The sequence below is a fragment of the Pseudomonas sp. Pf153 genome, assembly GCF_001269775.1.
GTDB lineage: Bacteria > Pseudomonadota > Gammaproteobacteria > Pseudomonadales > Pseudomonadaceae > Aquipseudomonas > Aquipseudomonas uvaldensis.
The window spans coordinates 324,681-347,811 of the sequence record NZ_LHVL01000018.1 but is presented as its reverse complement, the minus strand read 5'-3'; the positions used below and the strand labels follow the sequence as shown (position 1 = coordinate 347,811).

Here is a 23,131-nt window from a genome sequence, read left to right as displayed (position 1 = left end):
TGTCCGAGAAGAGAATCTGCGCTTTCAAACCAACATCGATTGCTGAGCGGAGATACCCGCCGTCGCGCCGTGCGCTATTGCCTGGGTGACGGAGGCCATGAGGGGATTGGCGAGATCGCCCGCGGCGTAAATGCCGGGCATGCTGGTTTCGCGGCGCTCGTCGACCTTAAGGGCAATGCCGAAGGGCGTATCCACCGTGGCGAGGCCCAGTGATTCATGCAGCCTCGCGGACGGCGTGTTGCGCGGATGGGCGAACAAGATGTCGACCGCGACAGAAGGGCCGGCGTCGAGCCTGACGGTGGTGTTATGGCTCTCGTTATGGTCGATTTCGGTGATCCGGCCATCGACGACAGGGACGCCGCGACGCGCCAGATCGGCCCGAACGTCGGGTGGCATGTCATGCCCATTGGCAAAGACCGTCAATGTGTCGGTCCAGTCGTGGTACAGCCTGACATAAGTGTGCGACTGCGGGCCGGACCAGACGAGGCCCCAATGCCTGCCGGCAACTTCAAAGCCATCGCAATAGGGGCAGGGCACGATGGAGGAGCCCCAGCCGTCGGCAAAGCCGGAAACTTCAGGCATCTGGTCGACGACGCCATAGCTCAGGATCAAACGACGCGCCCTGAGGCTTTCGCCATCGCCAGTGAGCACGGAAAAATCGTCGATGGCGCCGGAGACGCTCTCGGCCCGGGCATTGACCAATTGGACCGTGGGGTAGCGCGCCAGCTGCTGCCGCGCCTCGGCCAGTATCTCCAGCGGTGACTTGTGATCGTGGCCGAGCAGGCCATGCGAATGGTCGGCGAAGCGATTACGCGGCAGTCCGGTGTCGAGAACGGTGACCTTGCGTCGGGCACGGCCGAGCTGCAAGGCGGCGGCAAGACCGGCAAAGCTGCCGCCGATAATGATGACGTCATTCATGGTGATGGGCTCCGCGCTGTGGACAAAGGGAGATTGGCTTGCAGCTTTAAGATACTTTGAAGTACCATAATCCAAGGATTACGATACTGTCAAGTACTGGAATTTTATGACTGAAAACAGCCAGAACCGGCGCGGCCGACCCGTCAACGAGGCGCTTGGCCAGACGATCATCGACGCCGCGTTCGAACTTTTCGTGGAATTGGGGTTTCAGGCGACGACCATGGACAAAGTCGCCCAGCGGGCGAAGATATCCAAGCTAAGCATCTACCGGCACTTCGAGAACAAGGAGGCGCTGTTCAGCGCGGCCATCGCGACCCGCTGCCATCAGTTTGCACCACAGGCCCTTTTTGAAGGCGTCGACGGTTCGGCCGAAGACCAACTCATGGCGGTGGGATCAATCCTGCTTCGCACGCTGTTGAACCCGGACGTGCGCAGTGTCGAAGCCATGATCATGGCCGACAAGACGAACCAAGCGTCGTTAAGCAAGCGCCAGTACGAAGCCGGCCCCGCCTATGTCATTGCCCAGATCGAAATCCTGTTGCGTCAGTTGCATGCGAAGGCGATTTTGAATGTGCCCGATCCTCGCCAGTCCGCCCGCTTGTTTGCCGCACTGATCAAAGGATCCGATCTCTTGAACATCGCCCGCTTCGATGAAGCGAGAGCAGAGGACGATAACGAAATCGAATCCTACTGCCGGTCGGCCGTCGCCATGTTTATCGCCGCACACGCGACGCGAGCTGCCGACAATCAGACAGCGCCAGGCTAAAAATGCAAAAAGCCCGCATTACGCGGGCTTAGAGGTGCTCCTTGCTGCCGGCCTATGCCGGACGCAGGATCATTCCCACTCAATCGTCGCAGGCGGCTTGCTCGACACGTCATACGTCACGCGGGAGATGCCGTCGATCTCATTGATGATCCGCCCGGAAACGGTCTCCAGCAGCTCGTACGGCAGGTGCGCCCAGCGGGCGGTCATGAAGTCGATGGTTTCCACGGCACGCAGGGCCACGACCCAGGCGTAACGGCGGCCATCGCCCACCACGCCGACCGATTTCACCGGCTGGAACACCACGAATGCCTGGCTGACCTTGTGGTACCAGTCGGCTTTGCGCAGTTCTTCGATGAAGATGTGGTCGGCGCGACGCAGCAGGTCGGCGTATTCCTTCTTCACTTCACCGAGAATCCGCACGCCCAGGCCTGGGCCGGGGAATGGGTGGCGGTAGACCATGTCGTACGGCAGGCCCAGTTCCAGGCCCAGGCGACGGACTTCGTCCTTGAACAGCTCGCGCAGCGGCTCGACCAGCTTGAGGTTCATTTCTTCCGGCAGGCCGCCGACGTTGTGGTGAGACTTGATCACGTGGGCCTTGCCGCTCTTGGCGCCGGCCGACTCGATCACGTCGGGGTAGATGGTGCCCTGGGCCAGGTACTTGATGTTGTCCAGCTTGCAGGATTCGGCGTCGAACACGTCGATGAAGGTCCGGCCGATGATCTTGCGCTTCTTCTCCGGGTCGGACTCGCCGGCCAGGTTGGCCAGGAACTGTTCCTCGGCGTTGGCGCGGATCACCTTGACGCCCATGTTCTCGGCGAACATGGCCATCACTTGCTCGCCTTCGTGCAGGCGCAGCAGGCCGTTGTCGACAAAAACGCAGGTCAGCTGATCACCGATGGCCTTGTGCAGCAGCGCGGCAACCACCGAAGAGTCGACGCCGCCGGACAAGCCCAGCAGCACGTTGTCGGTACCGACTTGGGCGCGGATGCTGGCGATGGCGTCTTCAGCAATGTGCGACGGCGTCCACAGGGCTTCGCAACCACAGATATCGAGGATAAAGCGCGACAGGATGCGGCCGCCCTGCTTGGTGTGGGTCACTTCGGGATGGAACTGCACGCCGTAGTACCGGCGATCATCGTTGAACATGCCGGCGATCGGGCAGCTCGGGGTGCTGGCCAGGATATGGAAGTCTTCCGGCATCTTGGTGACCTTGTCACCATGGCTCATCCACACGTCCAGGCCGAACAGGCCGTCGGCGTCGATGTGGTCTTCGATACCGTCCAGCAGGCGGCTCTTGCCGACCACGTCGACACGGGCATAACCGAACTCACGCAGGTCGGACCCTTCTACTTTGCCGCCCAGTTGCTCGGCCATGGTCTGCATGCCGTAGCAGATGCCGAAGACCGGCACGCCCAGGTCGAACACCGCTTGCGGGCAACGCGGGCTGTTGGCTTCGTGCACGGACTCGGGGCCGCCGGCGAGGATGACGCCTTTGGGCGCGAATTCGCGAATCGCTTCATCATCCATGTCGAACGGATGCAGTTCGCAGTACACGCCGATTTCACGCACGCGGCGAGCAATCAGTTGGGTGTACTGGGAACCGAAGTCGAGGATCAGGATGCGGTGAGCGTGAATGTCGAGGGCCATGACTCATTCTCATGTAGGGAATCAGAAACAACTCGGGGCTGAATGAACAGCCCCGGTGATTACGTTTTTGCTGAAGGCCTTAACCTACGCGGTAGTTCGGCGCTTCCTTGGTGATCTGCACGTCGTGGACATGGGACTCGGCCATGCCGGCACCGGTGATGCGTACGAACTCAGGCTTGGTGCGCATTTCTTCGATGTTGGCGCTACCGGTGTAGCCCATGGAAGAACGCAGGCCGCCCATCAACTGGTGAATGATGGCGGTCAGGGTGCCTTTGTACGGTACGCGACCTTCGATGCCTTCCGGTACCAGCTTCTCGGCCCCCGCGGAGGAGTCCTGGAAGTAGCGGTCGGAAGAGCCCTGGGCCTGGGACATCGCGCCCAGCGAGCCCATGCCGCGGTAAGCCTTGTAGCTGCGACCCTGGAACAGTTCGATCTCGCCTGGTGCCTCTTCGGTACCGGCGAACATGGAACCCATCATCACGCTGTAGGCACCGGCCACGATGGCCTTGGACAGGTCACCGGAGAAACGGATGCCACCGTCGGCAATCAACGGGATACCAGTGCCTTCAAGGGCTGCGGCGACGTTGGCAATGGCGCTGATCTGCGGCACGCCGACACCGGCGACGATACGGGTGGTGCAGATCGAGCCAGGGCCGATACCGACCTTGACCGCGTCGGCGCCGGCTTCGGCCAGTGCCTTGGCAGCGGCGCCGGTGGCGATGTTGCCGCCGATCACCTGCACGTCAGGGAAGTTCTGCTTGACCCAGCGAACGCGGTCGATCACTCCTTTGGAATGACCGTGGGCGGTATCGACGACAACCACGTCCACGCCGGCATTGACCAGAGCGGCGACGCGATCACCGGTGTCCTTGCCGGTGCCGACTGCGGCACCGACGCGCAGGCGACCTTGGTCGTCTTTGCTGGCCAGCGGGTAGGCCTTGGCTTTTTCGATGTCGTTGACGGTCATCATGCCCTTGAGGGTGAATTTGTCATCGACGATCAGCACACGCTCGATGCGGTGCTTGTGCAGCAATTCACGGACTTCGTCCTTGCTGGTGCCTTCCTTGACCGTGACCAGGCGCTCTTTCGGCGTCATGACCTGGCGGACGGTGGCGTCCAGGCGATTCTCGAAACGCACGTCGCGGGAGGTGACGATGCCGACCAGGTCGCCATCGTGCAGCACCGGAACGCCGGAGATGTTGTGCATGCGGGTCAGTTCGAACAGATCGCGCACCGTGGCATCAGCCTCGATGGTGATCGGATCCTTGACTACGCCAGCCTCGAACCGCTTGACCTTGCGCACTTCGGCGGCCTGCTGTTCGATGGTCATGTTCTTGTGGATGATACCGATACCGCCTTCCTGGGCCATGGCGATGGCCAGACGGGCTTCGGTCACGGTGTCCATGGCGGCGGAAACCAGTGGGATATTCAGCTCGATGCCACGGGTAAGACGGGTTTTGAGACTGACTTCGTTAGGCAGCACCTCGGAATAACCGGGCACTAGGAGAATGTCGTCGAAGGTCAGGGCTTCTTGGCTGATACGCAGCATCGCGGGGGCTCCCGAGCGGGAAAATGGAAGCGCGCCATTATACTCATGCACCCCGCCGGGCTCAATGTAAAACTCTGTCTATTATTAGCGGGCTGATTGATGGGCTGGAACACCACCTGGCTACCTGCATACATCACTGTGGGAGTAACCAATCGCTCTACAGCTCCACCCGCACCCAACTCACCGGCTGATCCAGCCAATCGGCAAATTCATCCAGAAACGCTTGCTTGAACCCCGCCTCCAGCCAGTTGTTGAAAATGAACCCCAGGTTCGAAAAGGCGCACGGTTGCAAGAACAGGAACCCATTAATATCGTCTTCATGACCGCATTCAGGGCAGATGAAATTGTCGGTGCGGCCCGGCATCCAGTCTTCCAGGCTTTCGAACAGCGCCTCGCCGATTTCCTTGCGGCATTCGGGGCAACCGGCTTCTTCGAGAAAACCCTTGGCCGGTGTATAGATGCAGCGCTTGGTGATGATCTCCAGACCATTGATCGCGCCGCCGAACGGCAAGACGTCGGGATGCAGGACTACCTCGCGGGCACCCGGGGCGATGGCATGGCCCATGCGATTGCCGGTGCGTCCGCACGTGGTCAGTTGTTCCTCGACGATATTCTTGCGCACCAACCAGCGAAGGATGGCCCGGGCCCGAGGTTCGTGGACCGGCAGCGTGGAAATTCTCGGAACGATGATGCTTTGCGAATTCATGGTACGGCCTGGCGGTATGCGTTGCGGTGCGATGGGAGGCCGGCAGCTTAATCCCTGGCCGAGCCAGGTCAAGCGCTCAGGTATCGCATGATCAAGGCGATGCCGCTGGCGAGAACCAGCCAGGTTACCAGACGCACGAACGCCTCGCGGGACATCCTCATGGTCAAGTGACGCCCTATCCACAAACCCAGCGCCATGGCCGGCAACAAACACAGCGCCAGTAGCAACAAGGGTAGTTCGGCATACACGCCTGCGACAGCGAACAGACTCAGCCGCACCACGGTGCTGCAGCTGATCAGCGCACTTTGAGTGGCGCGTGCAGGCTCCTTGGGCAGCCGACTGTTCAGGTAGATGGCATACAAGAAGCCACCGCTGCCGAACAAGGCTCCGAACAATCCGCCCACCGTGCCCATCGGAATCGCCCACAGGGCCGACAGTTGCGCGGGCCGGGCCTTTATCCACAGGCTGTAGATCGCATAGGTACTGATGAACAGGCCCATCAACAATAGCAACAGATCGGACTTGAGGTTGAGCAGGAAAATCACCCCGAGGGTGCAGCCCACCGCCATGCACGGCAATAGCCGAAGCAGCTCCGGCCGGGCCACATCCCGGCGTGAAGGCAGCAGGTTGCCGAACGCGGCGACAAAGTCCATCAGCACCAGCAGCGGCACGATCTTCGACAACGGCATGAACAGCAACAGGATCGGCGCGGCCACCAGTGCCGTACCGAACCCGGCGATGCCGAACACGATGTAAGCCAGGGCAATGGCGAGGCCGATGACCAGCCAATCCATTGGAGCGAAGGCCCACTGGCCCAACCACGGCAGAAGATTCATCCGGCACTTCCTTGCTGACGAAGCGGCGACTTTAGCCAGAGGTCAGTGGCTTATCCAGCATTTATGATGGCTGTACCGTCGCTTTCGCGAGCAAGCCCGCTCCCACAGGATCGACACTGTACGGGTGGGAGCGGGCTTGCTCGCGAAGAGGACGACTCGGTCTAATTGTCTCGACACATGGAGCTTGAGCCACAAATGCCCTTATCATGCCGCCCATGATTAAAGATCCCTTTGCCCGACTGGGCCTGGACCGAGAGGTCCTGACTGTCAGCCAGCTCAACGGCCGTGCGCGGGTGTTGCTTGAAGACGTGTTCAGCAACATCTGGGTCGAGGGCGAGATTTCCAACCTGGCCCGGCCGGCCTCCGGCCATGTGTATTTCACCCTCAAGGACAGCGGCGCCCAGGTGCGTTGCGCACTGTTCCGGCAGAACGCCGCGCGGGTACGCCAGGCGTTGAAGGACGGGCTGGCCGTCAAGGTGCGCGGCAAGGTCTCGCTGTTCGAGGGCCGTGGCGACTATCAACTGATCCTCGACACCGTGGAGCCGGCCGGCGATGGCGCCCTGCGCCTGGCCTTCGATGCCCTGAAGGAAAAACTCAGTGCCGAGGGCCTGTTCAGCGCCGAGCGTAAAGTCCCATTGCCGGCCCATCCGCAACGTATCGGCATCATCAGCTCGCCCACCGGTGCGGTAATCCGCGACATCATCAGCGTCTTCCGCCGCCGCGCGCCGCAAATCTCTCTGACGCTGATCCCTACCGCCGTCCAGGGCCGCGAGGCCACTGCACAGATCGTCCGCGCCTTGAAATTGGCAGACGCGCGGGGCTTCGATGCGCTGATCCTGGCCCGGGGCGGCGGTTCGCTGGAAGACCTGTGGTGCTTCAACGAGGAAGCCGTGGCTCGGGCGGTGGATGCCTGCGTCACGCCCATCGTCAGCGCCGTCGGCCATGAAACCGACGTGTCCATCAGTGATTTCGTCGCCGACATGCGTGCTCCCACGCCCTCCGCCGCCGCTGAATTGCTTGCGCCGGATGCCGGCGATCTGGTGCGCCGGGTCGAAAGCCTGCACCGCCGATTGGTGATGCGCATGCGCGACCGCCTGATGCGCGATCAACTGCGCCTCGAAGGCCTCATGCGACGCCTGCGCCATCCGGGCGAGCGCCTGCGCCAGCAGGCCCAGCGCCTCGACGACCTGGACATGCGTCTGCGCCGGGCCTTCGAGCGCAGCCTCGATACCCGCCGCGAACGACTGATCCGTCTGGAAACCCGCCTGGCCGGACAACATCCCGGTCGACAACTGGCGTTGCTGCGCCATCGCCTGGACAGCCTCGCCACCCGCCTGCCCCGGGCCATGAATGAAGGCCTGAAAGCACGACGTCTGCAATTGCAGAACCAGATGCAGACCCTGCACATCGTCAGCCCCCTGGCGACCCTCGGCCGCGGCTACAGCATCCTGCTGGACGAACGAGGCCACGCGATCCGCAGCGCTGGCCAGACCCAGACCGGCCAGCGCTTGACCGCCCGTCTCGGCAAAGGCGAACTGCTGGTGCGCGTCGAAGACAACCACCTGACTCCCGTCACCCTTTCTTTACTGGATTGATCGATGTCGCGATTCCTGGCGCCACTGCTGTTGCTCTGCCTGACCTTCAACGCCCACGCCGACAGCTACATCACCCGCCTGTTGAACAAACCGGTACCCGGCGGCGTGGCCGTGGTCGATCTGGGCAATGCGCCCCAGGCGCCGAAAGCCACTTACCTGGGCAAGCCGTTGCTGGTGGTCAAGGAACAGCAAAACTGGCTGGCGATTGTCGGCATTCCGCTGACGGTCCAGCCCGGCACCCAGCAGATCAAGAGTGGCGGCAGCATCCAGCCATTCGTGGTCGGCTATAAAAAGTATCCTGAGCAGCACATCACGTTGAAGAACAAGCGCCAGGTCAACCCGAACCCGGCGGACCTCAAGCGCATCGACGCCGAAATGGCCGTGCAGTTGAAGGCCTACCGCAGCTTCAGCCCGAACATCCCGAGCAACCTACTGCTGGACAAACCGGTGGATGGCCCGCTGTCGAGCAAGTTCGGCGTGCGCCGCTTCTTCAACGGTGAAGAGCGCAACCCCCATGCCGGCCTGGACTTCGCCGTCCCCGCCGGTACGCCGATCAAGACACCGGCAGCTGGCAAGGTGATCCTCACCGGCAATTTCTTCTTCAATGGCAACACCGTGTTCGTCGACCACGGCCAGGGTTTCATCAGCATGTTCTGCCACATGTCGAAGATCGATGTGAAAGTCGGCCAACAACTGGCACGAGGCACGGTGGTGGGCAAGGTCGGCTCCACCGGTCGGGCGACGGGGCCGCATATGCATTGGAATGTCAGCCTGAACGATGCGCGGGTGGATCCGGCGATTTTCATTGGGGCGTTTCAGCCCTGAAGAATTGTGGTACGGCTACTGGCCTCGTCGCGAGCAAGCCCGCTCCCACAAAGATCAACACTGCACCTGTGGGAGCGGGCTTGCTCGCGAAGGCTTCAGCTGTATCACCCGATACTCAAGGATTGCCAAGCCAGAAACATAGACGCAATAAAACTACAATTCCCGCCGGAATACGCGATTAAATCTCGCCAAACCTTCCCAAAGCAAAACTTCTCTCAATTTTTCCCGACTGCTTGCGATCCTTCCCCCACGCGGTTAGGGTTGAGGGCATGAAAACCTCTCACACCCTCATCCAGCTTCGCCAGCACCGCAGTCTGTGCCTCGTCAGCGCACGACTGCCGGGCTGACTCGCGTCACCTCGTCCAGGCTGTGAAGCCACCCCTTCGAACCACCGGCAGGCCGCCTTTTTCCGGCCACGATAATAAAGGATTCCGCTCATGAGCATGCTCAAAGACCCGTCTTCCAAATACCGTGCGTTCCCGACCATCAACCTGCCGGATCGCACCTGGCCGTCGAAGACCATCACCACCGCGCCGATCTGGTGCAGTTCAGACCTGCGTGACGGCAACCAATCGCTGATCGAGCCGATGGACGCGGTCAAGAAGCTGCGCTTCTGGAAAACCCTGGTCGCCGTTGGCGTCAAGGAAATCGAAGCGTCGTTCCCAGCTGCCTCGCAGACCGACTTCGACTTTGTGCGCACCCTCATCGAGGAAGGCCACATCCCGGACGACACCACCATCCAGGTGCTGACCCAGGCCCGTGAAGACCTGATCGCCCGTACCTTCGAATCCCTGCGCGGCGCGAAGAAAGCCATCGTTCACCTCTACAACGCCACCAGCCCATCGTTCCGCCGTATCGTGTTCAACCAGGACAAGGAAGGCGTGAAGGAAATCGCGGTGAACGCGGCCAAGCTGTTCGTCAAATACGCCGCCCAGCAGCCGGAAACCCAATGGCAGTTCGAGTACTCGCCGGAGACCTTCAGCGCCACTGAGCTGGAGTTCGCCAAGGAAGTCTGCGACGCCGTGATCGAAGTGTGGAACCCGACGCCCGAGCGCAAGGTGATCCTCAACCTGCCGGCCACCGTGGAGGTCGCCACCCCGAACGTCTACGCCGACCAGATCGAGTGGTTCCACCGCAACATCAACCGCCGTGACAGCGTGCTCATCAGCCTGCACACCCACAACGACCGTGGCACCGGCGTAGCCGCCACCGAGCTGGGCCTGATGGCCGGCGCCGACCGTGTCGAAGGCTGCCTGTTCGGCAACGGCGAGCGCACCGGCAACGTCGACCTGGTGACCGTGGCCCTGAACCTCTACACCCAGGGCGTCGACCCTGAACTCGACTTCTCCGACATCGACGGCGTGCGCAAAGTGGTCGAAGAGTGCAACCAGATTCCGGTCCACCCACGTCATCCATACGTTGGTGACCTGGTCCACACCGCGTTCTCCGGCTCTCACCAGGACGCTATCCGCAAGGGCTTCGCCCAGCAGAAACCGGACGCTCTCTGGGAAGTGCCGTACCTGCCGATCGACCCGGCCGACATCGGCCGCAGTTACGAGGCGGTGATTCGCGTCAACAGCCAGTCGGGCAAGGGCGGCATCGCCTACCTGCTGGAGCAGGAATACGGCATCAGCCTGCCACGTCGCATGCAGATCGAATTCAGCCAGGTGGTGCAACGCGAAACCGATCGCCTGGGCCTGGAGATGACTGCCCAGCAGATCCACAGCCTGCTGCAACGCGAGTATCTGCAAGCCAACACCCCGTATGCGCTGGTCAGCCATCGCCTGCAGGAAGAAAACGGCCACAGCGCCGTGGAAGTGGAAGTGGCCAGCAAAGGCCAGGGCGAAACCAACCTGCACTGGCGCGGCAAGGGTAACGGTGCGCTGGAAGCCCTGGTGGCCGGCCTGCCGATTCCCGTGGAAATCATGGACTACAACGAACACGCCATCGGCGCCGGCACCAACGCCAAGGCGGCGGCGTACATCGAACTGCGCGTCAACGGCGAGCGTCCGGTGCACGGCGTGGGCATCGATGAAAACATCACCACCGCCAGCTTCAAGGCGCTGTTCAGTGCACTGAACCGTTCCCTGAGCCAGCCTGAGGCCAAAGCGGCTTGATCCATCGCTGACATGCAAAAAGGCCCCTAGGTGCGAACCTTGGGGCCTTTTGTTTGGCCGGTAGTTTTATGCTGATTGTTCTGGCCTCTTCGCGGGCAAGCCCGCTCCCACATGGGATTTGTGATGATCACGGATCCACTGTGGGAGCGGGCTTGCTCGCGAAAGGGCCCTACCAGACGACAAGCATCTCAGGCGTGGGTATCAACCCCAACCGTCATAGCCTGCAACAACGCGCCGCGCAGGGTCTGCAAGGCAGCCTGGGTGCCCATGATCTGGGTCTGGATAGCCATTGCCTGCTGAGCCTTCTGCTCTTCACTGGCCTGGCTCTTCTGCACGCGGGCCAACTGCGCTTGCTGTTGGGCCAACAGCTTTTCGGTCTGCTCGATCTGCTTCTTGATCTGCTCGATGATATCCACCCCCTTGCTGGCGGGTGCACCGGCGACGTTGGCGCCGCTGGTATCGACCTTCAGTGACGTTTCCTTTTCGCTGCCGGCCTTCGTCGATGCAGTCGTATCGTCAGTCGCCCCTTTGATCGAGACTTTAGGCGTCGACATCGCGTAAGGGCTAGCAATCGTTGCGCTGATAGTGGTCATAAGTGTTCTCCTTGGCTGCCCGTTTATCGGCCTGCCCTGACACTTCTTGAGGGCTGAATCGTTTCAATCAGATGAATTCGAATCGGTCGGCATCCAGGTTCGCCGGGAAACGCGTGCGATACGCCGCCAGATCCGCCGCATTCAGACTCACCATGAATACGCCGTCGGCCTCCCCTACGCTGAGCAAGGTTTCGCCCTGGAAATCCAGCACCTGGCTATCACCGGCGTAGGCGAAACCCTTGCCGTCGGTGCCGATGCGGTTCACCGCCGCCACATAACACAGGTTTTCGATCGCCCGTGCCGGCAGCAGGCGGTTCCAATGCAGGCGCCGGGCGCCCGGCCAGTTGGCTGTGTACAACAGCAGGTCGGTGTCCTCGGCGTCACGACTCCAGGCCGGGAAACGCAGGTCGTAGCAAATCAGCGGGCGAACCCTCCAGCCCTTGAGCTCAAACAGCACCTGGCGGTCGCCCGGCGTGTAGTGGTTGTGCTCGCCGGCCATGCGGAACAGATGACGTTTGTCGTAATGCAGCACTTCGCCGTCCGGTCGGGCCCAGAGCAGGCGATTGCGGTGGCTGCCGTCGGCGGCCTGGACGATCAGGCTGCCGGTGATCACCGCGTCCAGCCGCGATGCCTGGGTCCGGAGCCACACGCTGGTGGGCCCCTGCTCCGGCTCCGCGAGCGCCTCGGACTCCATGGAGAAACCGGTGGTGAACATCTCCGGCAGGATGACCAAGTCCGCGCCGCTTGCCTGTTCCAGCAAGCCTTCGAAATGTTCGAGGTTGGCCTCGCGGTCATGCCACGCCAGGGTGGTCTGGATCAACGCCACATTGAGATTGGGCAACGCACTCAGATCACGCATAGCTTTTGCGCCGCTTCGCGCAGCGTCTCCTCACGTTTGGCAAAGCACAGCCGCACCAGGCGCTGGCCTTGAGGTGGGTTCTGGTAGAACACCGACACCGGAATCGCCGCCACACCGTGCTCGCGGGTCATCCAGACTGCCATGTCGACGTCGTTCAGGTCCGGGCGGATCCGGGAGTAGTCCACCAACTGGAAATAAGTGCCGGCCACCCGCTTGAAGCTGAAACGCGACGGGGCCAGCAGATCGCAAAACAGGTCGCGCTTGGCCTGGTAGAAGCCGGGCAATTGTTCGACATGTTCCGGATGATCGGCCATGTAGTCGGCCAGGGCATACTGCAAGGGCGTGACGCCGCAGAAGCTGACGTACTGGTGCACTTTGCGCAGCTCGGCCGTCAGGGCCGGTGGCGCCACGACGTAGCCGGTCTTCCAGCCGGTGACGTGATAGGTCTTGCCGAACGAACTGATCACAAAAGCCCGCTGATACAGCTCCTCATGGGCCAGGACGCTGACATGGGGCACGCCGTCGAACACCAGGTGTTCATAGACCTCGTCGCTGACCAGATAGATGTCGCGATCACGGATCAGCGCTGCCAACTGGTCCAGTTCGGCGCGGCTGATCAGGGCGCCACTGGGGTTGTGCGGCGTGTTGAGAATGATCATGCGCGTACGCGGGCTGAGCGCTTCGCCGAGCTTCTGGAAATCGATGGCAAAGTCATCCAGGCCCAGTTGAACGTGCACGCAACGCCCACCGGCCAGTTGGACGGCGGGTTCGTAACTGTCATAGCTGGGATCGAATACGATCACTTCGTCGCCGCTTTGGACCACCGCCGCGATGGCGCAGAAAATCGCCTGGGTCGCGCCAGGGGTCACGGTGACTTCCTGATCGGCATCGACACCGGCACCGTAGCTGCGGGCAATCTTCGCCGCGATCTGCTGACGCAGGGCCGGCAGGCCGGTCATGGGTGAGTACTGGTTATGGCCCTGAGCGATATGCCGGCCCACCGCATCGCGCAAGGCCTGCGGTCCATCGAAGTCGGGGAAGCCTTGGGACAGGTTCAGCGCACCGGTCTGTGCGGCAAGCTGGGACATCTGGGTGAAAATCGTGATGCCGACATTCGGCAACTTGCTGGTGATCATCAAGGCTTCTCTGCGTCTGCACCCGGCTCTGGCGCGGCGCGGGAGAGGTCGAGGATAGCCCAATCGCCGGGCATGAAAAAGGGTGCCGGTGGGCACCCTTTTTCATGCCACTGTCACACATGGTGCAAGTGCGTCCTGTGGGAGCAAGGCTTGCCCGCGATAGCTACACCGCGGTGCAATAGTTGGACCGCGTCATCGTTCATCGCGGGCAAGCCTTGCTCCCACAGCATTGCTCCCACATCCTCACTCCAGCAGGCCTTGCTGCCACAGGGGGTCGGCGCAGGCTTTCGATCAGCGCTTGTCCCGGCGCTTCTTCTCGGCCTTCTTGTGGTGGGACATCAAGCGGCGCTTCTTGTTGACCTGACGGTCGGTGAGCGTGTTCTTGTTGCCTTCGTACGGGTTCTCGCCGCCCTTGAACTCGATGCGGATCGGCGTGCCGACCAACTTCAGGACGCGGCGATAGGTGTTCTCCAGGTAACGCACGTACGACTTGGGCACTTTCTCGATCTGGTTGCCGTGGATCACGATGATCGGCGGGTTGGCGCCGCCCAAGTGAGCGTAGCGCAGCTTGATCCGGCGGTTGTTGACCATCGGTGGCGCGTGCTCGCTGACCGCATCTTCCAGGATCTGGGTCAGGCGATTGGTCGGCCAGCGGGTGACCGCCGACTTGAACGAGTTCTGCACCGACGCGTAGAGGTTGCCCACGCCTGTGCCGTGCAACGCCGAGATGAAATGGATATCGGCGAAGTCGACGAAAAACAGCCGGCGCTGCAATTCGACCTTCACGTAATCGCGTTCGCTCGGGGTCATGCCGTCCCACTTGTTGATGGCGATGACCAGCGCACGCCCGGCTTCCAGGGCAAAGCCCAGCAGGTTCAGGTCGTGATCGACCACGCCTTCGCGGGCGTCCATCACGAAGATCACCACGTTGGCGTCCTTGATGGCCTGCAGCGTCTTGACCACGGAGAACTTTTCGACTTCTTCGTGGATCTTGCCGCGCTTGCGCACACCGGCGGTGTCGATCAGCGTGTACTTCTCGTCGTTACGTTCGAACGGGATGTAGATACTGTCGCGGGTGGTGCCGGGCTGGTCGTACACGATGACCCGGTCTTCGCCGAGCATGCGGTTGACCAGCGTCGACTTGCCCACGTTCGGGCGGCCGATGATCGCGATCTTGATCCCGTCCTTTTCGCTCGGGCCCGGAATGCGCTTGGCTTCCTCGCCTTCGGCAACGATTTCTTCCTCGCCCTCTTCGGGCTCGTCTTCATCGTCTTTCGGGAAATCCGCCAGGGCAACTTCCAGCAACTGGCTGATACCGCGACCGTGGGCACCGGCAATCGGAATCGCCTGGCCCATGCCCAATGGCGCGAACTCGGCGCGGGCCATGTCCGGGTCAATGTTGTCGACCTTGTTGGCGACCACATGGGAGCGCTTGTTACGTTTGCGCAAATGCTCGGCGATCATCTGGTCGGCAGCGGTAAAACCGGCCTTGGCGTCTACCAGGAACAGCACAACATCCGCTTCTTCAATGGCCAGCAGCGATTGCTCGGCCATTTTCTCGTCCATACCGTGTTCGTCACCGGAGATGCCGCCGGTGTCGATCAGAATGTAGGTACGCCCTTGCCACTTGGCCTCACCGTACTGGCGATCACGGGTCAGACCGGACAAGTCGCCGACAATGGCGTCGCGAGTCCTGGTCAGGCGATTGAACAAGGTGGACTTGCCGACGTTCGGTCGGCCCACCAGGGCGATTACGGGAACCATGCGGCTCTCCACTTCGTTATTTCAGAAAATACAAAAGCCGCTGCGAGGCAGCGGCTGGTGCTCAGGTGAAGCCGCCTGGGGAATTTATCCCCAAGCATAGTCTTACTTGATGGTCAGGGCTTCCAGTTTGCCGCTGTTGCCATACACATAGATCATGTTGCCTGCCACCAGCGGACGGGCACGCAGGCCGTCGCTGTCGATGCGCTCGCGGCCGACGAAACGGCCGTCCACCTGGCTCAGCAGGTGCAGGTAACCTTCCAGGTCACCCACAGCCACGTAGCTGGAGAACACTTCCGGGGCCGACAACTGGCGACGGGCCAGGGAATCGTTGCTCCACAGTGCGGTGGTGGAACGCTCGTCGACGCCTTCAACCGTGCCCGAAGACAGGCTCACGTAGACGCTGCCGAAACCCTGGGCGACGCCGGCGTAGCTGGACGCATCGCGCTGCCACAACGGGCGGCCGGTTTCCAGGTCCAGTGCCGCGACGCGGCCCTGATAACTGGCGACGTACAGCGTGCCACCGGACAGCAGCAGGCCGCCGTCGATGTCGACCACGCGCTCCAGCTCCGAACGACCTTGCGGGATGGCAACACGTTGTTCCCACACCGGCACGCCGTTGGAGATATCCAGGGCGACCACTTTACCGGTGGACAACCCGGCTACCGCGAGACGGTTGGTGACAACCGGCGCGCTGGTGCCCCGCAGGGTCAGTACCGCTGGAGTGCTGTCATACACCCAGCGCTGGTTGCCGCTGGCGGCATCCAGGCCGATCAGGCGGTCATCCTGGGTCTGGACCACCACCACGTCACCGTTGGTGGCCGGCGGTGCGAGCACTTCGCTGGTCACGCGGGCACGCCACTTTTCTTCACCGCTGCTGGCGTCCAGGGCGACGATCTCGCCCTTGAGGGTGCCGATCATGACCAGCCCATAGCCCACGCCAACGGCGCCGGACACAGGCAGCTCAAGGTCCTTCTCCCACTTCACGTCGCCGTTCAGGCGATCCATTGCCATGACCACGCCCGTGACGTCGCCGGCATAGAGGGTGTCGCCGTCGATGGCCGGCACCAGCATGTTGTAGGTTTCGCCCTGGCCGTCACCGATGGTGCGGCTCCACTGCTTCTGCAGCACGACTTCTTCTTTGAAGTCGGTCAGTTCGGCCGGCGGCAGTTCTTTCTTGCTGTTGCTGCTGCAACCCGCGGCCAGAATGGCCAGAGCCAGCAATGCTGCATGTTTCCACTGGATCACGTCACGCATCCCCTTTGGCCAGGTCGTCCAGCTTGATTTGCAGGCCACCGACTGCGGCTTCGTCCGACAGCGCAGCCTTGGCTTTTTGGTAGGCCGCATGGGCCTCGTCGGCACGACCCAGTTGCACCAGCAGGTCGCCCTTGAGCTCTTCGCGAGTAGCCAGGAAGGCTTTGTCGGCATCACCGGCAAGCAGCTTCAACGCGTCTTCGGCTTTGCTCTGCGCAGCCAGTACCTGGGCCAGGCGCTGACGCGCCACTTCGCCCAGGGTCGGGTTGGCCGGCTTGTCGACGATGCCCTTGAGCTCGGCGGCGGCGTCATCCAGCTTGCCGCTGTCCACCGCAACCTTGGCCACGAACAGATGGCCATATTGGGCGTAAGCCGTGCCACCGAATTCCTTGTCCAGCTTGCCGGCCAGGTCCGCCACGCGGGCAGCGTCAGGCTTGCCATCCGGGGTCAGCGTGGTTTCCAGCAATTGCTGGTAGAGCATCGAGGCGCCTTGCGACTGGTTGCTCTGGTATTTCTGGTAGGCCTGCCAGCCGAACACGATGACCAGCGCCAACAGGCCGCCAGTGACCAGCGGCTTGCCGTTGCGCGTCCACCAGTCCTTCAAATCCGCCAGCTGTTCATCTTCGGTACTCGACACCCCAATACTCCTTAATCGCTAAATCGGCTGTTTGACAGCTTCAACCCTGCACGACGCAGGTGGCCAGGTGTGCAGCAAGTGCATCCCAGGCAATACTTTGTTGTTCGCCCTGGCCACGCAGGGGTTTGAAACCTACCACTTGTTGGGCCAGTTCGTCGTCACCCAGGATCAGTGCATACAGCGCACCGCTCTTGTCGGCCTTCTTGAACTGGCTCTTGAAGCTGCCGGCGCCGGCGTTGATCTGCAGGCGCAGGTTGGGCAACTGGTCACGCACCCGCTCGCTCAGGGCCAGGGCCGCCAGTTCCGCCGCTTCGCCGAAGGCGCAGAGGTAGACGTCAACCTGGCGGGCCAGCTCTTCAGGCACCTTGTCCAAGGCTTCGAGCATCAGCACCAGGCGCTCGATACCCATGGCAAAACCCACGCCGGGGGTCGGCTTGCCGCCCATCTGCTCCACCAGCCCGTCGTAGCGGCCGCCAGCGCATACGGTGCCCTGGGCGCCGAGCTTGTCGGTGACCCATTCGAAAACGGTCTTGCTGTAATAATCCAGGCCACGCACCAGCTTGGGGTTGATCACGTAGGGAATGCCGACAGCGTCGAGACGCGCCTTCAGCCCTTCGAAATGCGCACGGGACTCGTCGTCGAGGTAATCGGCCATCTTCGGCGCATCGGCCAGGATCGCCTGGGTATCGGCATTCTTGGTGTCCAACACGCGCAGTGGGTTGGTCTTGAGGCGGCGCTGGCTGTCTTCGTCGAGCTTGTCCAGGTGCGCGGAGAGAAACTCCACCAGCGCTTCGCGATAGCGAGCGCGGGATTCACTGGTGCCCAGGCTGTTGAGCTCGAGCTTGACCGCGTCACGCAGCCCCAGCTCGCCCCACAGGCGCCAGGTCAGCACGATCAGTTCGGCGTCGATGTCCGGCCCTTCGAGGTTGAACACCTCGAGACCGATCTGGTGGAACTGGCGATAGCGGCCTTTCTGCGGGCGCTCGTGACGGAACATCGGGCCGACGTACCAGAGCTTCTGCACCTGGCCACCGCCGGTGATGCCATGCTCAAGCACCGCGCGCACGCAGGCCGCCGTACCTTCGGGGCGCAGGGTCAGGGAATCGCCGTTGCGGTCGTCGAAGGTATACATTTCTTTTTCGACGATGTCGGTCACTTCGCCGATGGAGCGCTTGAACAGCTCGGTGAATTCGACGATGGGCATGCGGATCTGGCGATAACCGTAGTTATCCAGCAAACGCGCCACGGTGCCCTCGAAATAGCGCCACAGGGGCGTCTGTTCGGGCAGGATGTCATTCATGCCACGGATGGCTTGCAGGGACTTGCTCACAGAATTTCCTTAGATTCGTTCGATCAGCCGCGTGCGATGACCGCTGCGTCGGCTTCGACCTTTTCGGCCGCCTTCTCGCGGATCAGCTTTTCCAGCTCGTCCACCAGATTGTCATTCGTCAGTTTCTGCGACGGCTTGCCGTCGATGTAAATCAGGTTCGGTGTACCGCCAGTCAGGCCGATATGGGCCTCTTTGGCTTCACCCGGCCCGTTGACCACGCAACCAATCACCGCGACATCCAGCGGCACCAGCAGGTCTTCGAGACGCCCTTCCAGCTCGTTCATGGTCTTGACCACATCGAAGTTCTGCCGCGAGCAACTCGGGCAGGCGATGAAGTTGATCCCACGGGAACGCAGGTGCAGGGACTTGAGAATGTCGTAGCCGACTTTCACTTCCTCAACCGGATCGGCCGCCAACGAAATGCGGATGGTATCGCCAATCCCCTCGGCGAGCAGCATACCGAGGCCGACGGCGGATTTCACCGTGCCCGAACGCAACCCACCGGCTTCGGTGATGCCCAGGTGCAGCGGCTGGACGATTTCCTTGGCGAGCAGGCGATAGGCTTCGACGGCCATGAACACGTCGGAGGCTTTCACGCTGACCTTGAAGTCCTGGAAATTCAGGCGCTCGAGGTGCTCGACATGGCGCAGGGCGGACTCTACCAGCGCGGCCGGGGTCGGTTCGCCGTATTTCTTTTGCAGGTCTTTTTCCAGAGAACCGGCGTTGACGCCGATGCGGATCGGAATGCCCCGGTCGCGGGCGGCATCCACCACGGCGCGCACGCGGTCTTCGCGACCGATGTTGCCCGGGTTGATGCGCAGGCAGTCGACGCCCAGTTCAGCCACGCGCAAGGCAATGCGGTAATCGAAATGAATGTCGGCCACCAGCGGCACCTTGACCAATTGCTTGATCTTGCCGAACGCCTCGGCGGCATCCATGTCCGGCACCGAAACCCGCACGATATCGACGCCTGCGGCTTCCAGGCGGTTGATCTGCGCGACGGTGGCAGCCACGTCGTTGGTGTCGCTGTTGGTCATGCTTTGCACAGCGATAGGCGCATCGCCGCCCACGGGCACGTTACCGACCCAGATCTTGCGGGATTCGCGACGTTTGATTGGAGATTCGCCGTGCATGACTTATTGACCCAGCTTCAGGCGAGCAGTCTCGCCAGTGGTGAACGGAGCCACGTCGACCGGCTGGCCGTTGTAGCTGACCTGCGCGCCACGGGCATAGCCCAGGCGTACGGCAAAGGGGGGCTTGCCGTTGACTGAGGTGCTATCGCCCTTGCGCTTGAGGCCGCTGAACAACACCTTGCCGTTGCCGTCGGTGATCTGCGTCCAGCAATCGGCCGTGAATTGAATCTGTATCTGGCCTTCGCCGGCGGCAGGCACCACGGGCGCAGCCGGGGTGACGGGAGGCGCCGTCGGAGCTGCCACGGTCGGTGCTGGCATGGCCGGCGCCGGCGCCGGCGTTGCGGGGGCTGCGGGGGCCGGTGCAACCGGCGCGCTGGAGGTTGCCGCAGGCGCGGTCGGGGCCGTAGGTGTCGCGGGAACGCTCGGCTCGGCGCCGGCTTCGGCATCGGCGCCGTCCTGGCCTTGCGGCAGCGCCAGGCTGGTTTCGCCTTCGGTTTGGCCTTCCAGCACCGCCTGATCTTCCGGTTCGTCCAGCGGGTGAATCCGGGTGGTGCCGTCGGCACCCTCCACTTCCACATGTTCCGGGGCCATGGCGACCGGCTCCTTGGTACGCAGGGACGTCTGATCCTGCCACCAGATGAAACCGCCACCAATCACCGCGATCAGCAGCAACAGGCTGACGATTCGCAAAATGGTGTGGGAAACGCGAACCGGCTCCTCGATGCGACCCAGGCTGTGCACGCTGCTGCCCTGGGCGTCGGAACCGGTGTATTGATCGAATTGCTGCACCAGTACGGTCTGGTCCATGTCGAGCAACTTGGCATAGGCACGGATGTAGCCCCGGGCAAAGGTGTGCCCTGGCAGCTTGTCGAACGCGCCCGATTCCAGATTGCTCAGGGAAGCCACGGTAAGATTGAGCTTGAGGGCCACTTGGGCCAGCGACCAACCATTGCTTTCGCGGGCTTGACGCAGGGTCTCACCGGGATTTACGCGAGTCGCTGCTACAACTTCGGGATGCGCCGCTTTCATCATTGCTCCGACAGGTATTGCTGATATTCCGGCGTACCGGGATAGAGTCTTTTGAGTTGCAGGCCGTAGCTGGCGGCCTTGTCGCGATCTTCAAACACATGGGCCAGCCGAACGCCGAGCAATAGACTACGTGCATTTTGCTCGCTCAGCAGGCTAAAACGTTCGTAATAGTCGCGTGCGGGCACATAATGCCTGTCTTCGTAAGACAACTCAGCCATTTCCAATAGTGCCCGCGGCTGCTGGCGGTTGAGCCGCAACGCCTTTTCCAGCTGCTGGCGGGCCAGGTCGCGCTGACCGAGTTTTGCAGCGGTCATTCCTAGGTTCTCGAACACCCGCGAACGTTCGGGATAAAGCGTATCGGCGGCGGCCTGCTCGAAGCGCTCGTAGGCCTCTTTGTAGCGCTGTTGCTCGTAGAGGAAACTGCCGTAATTGTTCAGAATCCGCGCATCCTGAGACCGGGCGGACAATGCCTTGCGAAAATGTTCGTCGGCCAGCTCGGGCTCCAGCTCGGCCTGGAACACCAGGGCCAGGGCCGCGTTGGCATCGGCGTCGGAACTGTCCAGCTCCAGGGCTTTCTTGAGCGGGACCTTGGCCCGTTCGGTCATGCCCTGCTGCAGGTAGCCGATGCCCAGTTGCACATAGGCCACACGGGCCTCATCGCGGCCCTTGCTGGTCTTCATCGGGTTGTAGTCGCCCGACAAGACACACCCGGCGCAAAGCCCGGTCAACAGCAACAGCAGCGCGAAGCGCAGGGACATGGAGTTCCTCTCTTAGTGACCGTTCGCAGCGTTCTGCACCGCATCGTCGGCGTTCAATTCGCGCACGGCGATGTAGCGTTCGCTGCGACGGGTGCGATCCAGCACCTGTCCGACCAATTGACCGCAGGCCGCGTCGATGTCTTCGCCACGGGTGGTGCGCACGGTGACGTTGAAGCCTGCGTGATGAAGCTGATCCTGGAAGCGACGAATCGCATTGTTGCTCGGACGCTCGTAGCCGGAGTGCGGAAACGGGTTGAACGGGATCAGGTTGATCTTGCATGGGATGTTCTTGAGCAGCTCGATCATCTCGACCGCATGCTCGACCTTGTCGTTCACATCCTTGAGCAGGGTATATTCGATGGTCAGTACACGTTTTTCACCCAGGGCCGACATGTAGCGCTGGCACGAGTCCAGCAGCATCTTAAGCGGATACTTCTTGTTGATCGGCACCAATTGGTTACGCAATGCGTCGTTGGGTGCGTGCAGGGACAACGCCAGGGAGACGTCGATGTGCTTGGCCAGCTCATCGATCATCGGCACCACGCCGGAGGTGGACAGGGTCACCCGGCGCTTGGAGATGCCGTAGCCCAGGTCATCCATCATCAGGTGCATGGCGGCGACGACGTTGTCGAAGTTCAGCAGCGGCTCACCCATGCCCATCATCACCACGTTGGTGATGGCACGGTCGACGGTCGCCGGGACGCTGCCAAAGGATTTGTTGGCAATCCACACCTGGCCGATCACTTCGGCGGCGGTGAGGTTGCTGTTGAAGCCTTGCTTGCCGGTGGAGCAGAAACTGCAATCCAGGGCACAGCCTGCCTGGGACGAAACGCACAAGGTGCCGCGCTTGCCCTGGGGAATGTACACGGTCTCGACGCAGCTGCCGGACGCCACGCGCACCACCCACTTGCGGGTACCGTCGCTGGAAATGTCCTGGCTGACCACTTCAGGGCCGCGAATCTCGGCAACCGCCTTGAGTTTTTCACGCAAGGCCTTGCCGACATTCGTCATGGCATCGAAATCGTCGACGCCAAAGTGGTGAATCCATTTCATCACCTGGCCGGCACGGAAACGCTTCTCCCCGATCGAGTCGAAGAATTTCTCCATTTCCGGCTGGGTCAGGCCCAACAGGTTGGTTTTGCCGTTCGATGTAGTCATGGATTCACCTTCACTCAAAAGCCTGGGCTTAGCGAGTGGTTACTTCAGTAGCGGAGAAAAAGTAAGCGATTTCGCGAGCAGCAGCGGCTTCGGAGTCAGAACCGTGAACGGCGTTGGCGTCGATGGACTGGGCGAAGTCAGCACGGATGGTGCCTGGAGCGGCTTCTTTAGGGTTGGTAGCGCCCATCAGCTCACGGTTGCGAGCGATAGCGTTTTCGCCTTCCAGCACCTGAACGACAACCGGACCGGAAGTCATGAACGCAACCAGCTCACCGAAGAAGCCGCGCTCGCTGTGCTCAGCGTAGAAGCCTTCGGCTTCGGCCTTGGACAGTTGCTTCATTTTCGAAGCGACAACGCGCAGGCCAGCGTCTTCGAAACGGGAAACGATCTTGCCGATCACGTTTTTAGCAACGGCGTCAGGCTTGATGATGGAGAAAGTACGTTGAACAGCCATGGTGTAACTCCAGAAACGGTAATGTGCGAAAAATTAAACCCGCGAATTATACGCGGGTTATCGGGTATTG

General features: G+C 61.7%; 21 protein-coding genes. 4 read left to right on the top strand and 17 right to left on the bottom strand.

Features of this window, described 5'->3' with window-relative positions; genetic code table 11:
* Window positions 1-24 precede the first annotated feature (24 nt).
* Window positions 25-918, bottom strand: a complete 894-nt coding sequence (locus AD666_RS13715) for an NAD(P)/FAD-dependent oxidoreductase (RefSeq protein ID WP_053152576.1) — start codon at window positions 916-918, stop codon at window positions 25-27.
* 106 nt (window positions 919-1,024) lie between these two features.
* Here AD666_RS13715 and AD666_RS13710 point away from each other — a divergent pair, with 106 nt between their 5' ends.
* Window positions 1,025-1,684, top strand: coding sequence for a TetR/AcrR family transcriptional regulator (locus AD666_RS13710; protein WP_053152574.1), 660 nt, complete (start codon window positions 1,025-1,027; stop codon window positions 1,682-1,684).
* A 69-nt stretch (window positions 1,685-1,753) separates the two neighbouring features.
* On the opposite strand, the gene guaA is transcribed toward AD666_RS13710, so the two are convergent.
* The 4 genes from guaA to AD666_RS13690 form a co-directional block, all read right to left on the bottom strand.
* Window positions 1,754-3,331 carry a glutamine-hydrolyzing GMP synthase gene (gene guaA, locus AD666_RS13705; protein WP_053152572.1) on the bottom strand — a complete coding sequence of 526 codons (1,578 nt, stop codon included), beginning with the start codon at window positions 3,329-3,331 and terminating at the stop codon, window positions 1,754-1,756.
* Window positions 3,332-3,410: 79 nt separating this feature from the next.
* Complete coding sequence (gene guaB / locus AD666_RS13700; protein WP_053152570.1) at window positions 3,411-4,880, bottom strand: IMP dehydrogenase; 1,470 nt, start codon at window positions 4,878-4,880, stop codon at window positions 3,411-3,413.
* A gap of 157 nt (window positions 4,881-5,037) precedes the next feature.
* Window positions 5,038-5,586: a sugar ABC transporter ATPase gene (locus tag AD666_RS13695; protein ID WP_053152568.1), complete on the bottom strand. Its 549-nt coding sequence runs from the start codon at window positions 5,584-5,586 to the stop codon at window positions 5,038-5,040.
* A 68-nt stretch (window positions 5,587-5,654) separates the two neighbouring features.
* Complete coding sequence (locus AD666_RS13690; RefSeq protein ID WP_053152565.1) at window positions 5,655-6,422, bottom strand: sulfite exporter TauE/SafE family protein; 768 nt, start codon at window positions 6,420-6,422, stop codon at window positions 5,655-5,657.
* Window positions 6,423-6,637: 215 nt separating this feature from the next.
* On the opposite strand from AD666_RS13690, the gene xseA reads away from it, so the two are divergent.
* From xseA to leuA, 3 genes are all read left to right on the top strand, one after another.
* Window positions 6,638-8,017, top strand: coding sequence for an exodeoxyribonuclease VII large subunit (gene xseA, locus AD666_RS13685; protein ID WP_053152564.1), 1,380 nt, complete (start codon window positions 6,638-6,640; stop codon window positions 8,015-8,017).
* Window positions 8,018-8,020: 3 nt separating this feature from the next.
* Window positions 8,021-8,842: a M23 family metallopeptidase gene (locus tag AD666_RS13680; RefSeq protein ID WP_053152562.1), complete on the top strand. Its 822-nt coding sequence runs from the start codon at window positions 8,021-8,023 to the stop codon at window positions 8,840-8,842.
* Between the two features lie 437 nt (window positions 8,843-9,279).
* Window positions 9,280-10,959 carry a 2-isopropylmalate synthase gene (gene leuA / locus AD666_RS13675; protein WP_053152560.1) on the top strand — a complete coding sequence of 560 codons (1,680 nt, stop codon included), beginning with the start codon at window positions 9,280-9,282 and terminating at the stop codon, window positions 10,957-10,959.
* Between the two features lie 188 nt (window positions 10,960-11,147).
* Here leuA and AD666_RS13670 read toward each other — a convergent pair whose 3' ends face one another.
* The 12 genes from AD666_RS13670 to ndk form a co-directional block, all read right to left on the bottom strand.
* Window positions 11,148-11,552 carry a hypothetical protein gene (locus AD666_RS13670; RefSeq protein WP_053152557.1) on the bottom strand — a complete coding sequence of 135 codons (405 nt, stop codon included), beginning with the start codon at window positions 11,550-11,552 and terminating at the stop codon, window positions 11,148-11,150.
* Window positions 11,553-11,619: 67 nt separating this feature from the next.
* Window positions 11,620-12,411, bottom strand: a complete 792-nt coding sequence (locus AD666_RS13665) for an amidohydrolase (RefSeq protein WP_053153244.1) — start codon at window positions 12,409-12,411, stop codon at window positions 11,620-11,622.
* The gene (locus AD666_RS13660; RefSeq protein WP_053152555.1) at window positions 12,399-13,547 is read right to left on the bottom strand and encodes a pyridoxal phosphate-dependent aminotransferase; all 1,149 of its coding nucleotides are present in this window, start codon (window positions 13,545-13,547) and stop codon (window positions 12,399-12,401) included. Before AD666_RS13660 ends, AD666_RS13665 begins: the two co-directional genes overlap by 13 nt.
* A 291-nt stretch (window positions 13,548-13,838) precedes the next feature.
* Entirely contained in the window at window positions 13,839-15,311 is a 1,473-nt protein-coding gene (gene der, locus AD666_RS13655) for a ribosome biogenesis GTPase Der (protein ID WP_053152553.1), read from the bottom strand.
* A 102-nt stretch (window positions 15,312-15,413) separates the two neighbouring features.
* Complete coding sequence (gene bamB / locus AD666_RS13650) at window positions 15,414-16,565, bottom strand: outer membrane protein assembly factor BamB (RefSeq protein ID WP_053152551.1); 1,152 nt, start codon at window positions 16,563-16,565, stop codon at window positions 15,414-15,416.
* Window positions 16,558-17,199, bottom strand: a complete 642-nt coding sequence (locus AD666_RS13645; RefSeq protein WP_053152548.1) for a tetratricopeptide repeat protein — start codon at window positions 17,197-17,199, stop codon at window positions 16,558-16,560. The genes bamB and AD666_RS13645 overlap by 8 nt, the downstream gene beginning before the upstream one ends.
* A 40-nt stretch (window positions 17,200-17,239) precedes the next feature.
* Entirely contained in the window at window positions 17,240-18,529 is a 1,290-nt protein-coding gene (gene hisS / locus AD666_RS13640) for a histidine--tRNA ligase (RefSeq protein WP_053152546.1), read from the bottom strand.
* A 23-nt stretch (window positions 18,530-18,552) separates the two neighbouring features.
* Window positions 18,553-19,662, bottom strand: coding sequence for a flavodoxin-dependent (E)-4-hydroxy-3-methylbut-2-enyl-diphosphate synthase (gene ispG, locus AD666_RS13635; protein ID WP_053152544.1), 1,110 nt, complete (start codon window positions 19,660-19,662; stop codon window positions 18,553-18,555).
* 3 nt (window positions 19,663-19,665) lie between these two features.
* On the bottom strand, window positions 19,666-20,691 hold the full coding sequence (locus tag AD666_RS13630; protein ID WP_053152542.1) for a RodZ family helix-turn-helix domain-containing protein: 1,026 nt from the start codon (window positions 20,689-20,691) through the stop codon (window positions 19,666-19,668).
* A complete protein-coding gene (gene pilW, locus AD666_RS13625) occupies window positions 20,691-21,449 on the bottom strand; it encodes a type IV pilus biogenesis/stability protein PilW (RefSeq protein ID WP_053152540.1) in 759 nt (252 codons plus the stop codon). Before pilW ends, AD666_RS13630 begins: the two co-directional genes overlap by 1 nt.
* Window positions 21,450-21,461: 12 nt before the next feature.
* Window positions 21,462-22,607, bottom strand: coding sequence for a 23S rRNA (adenine(2503)-C(2))-methyltransferase RlmN (gene rlmN, locus AD666_RS13620; RefSeq protein WP_053152539.1), 1,146 nt, complete (start codon window positions 22,605-22,607; stop codon window positions 21,462-21,464).
* A 28-nt stretch (window positions 22,608-22,635) separates the two neighbouring features.
* The gene (ndk, locus tag AD666_RS13615) at window positions 22,636-23,061 is read right to left on the bottom strand and encodes a nucleoside-diphosphate kinase (RefSeq protein ID WP_053152537.1); all 426 of its coding nucleotides are present in this window, start codon (window positions 23,059-23,061) and stop codon (window positions 22,636-22,638) included.
* Window positions 23,062-23,131: the final 70 nt, after the last annotated feature.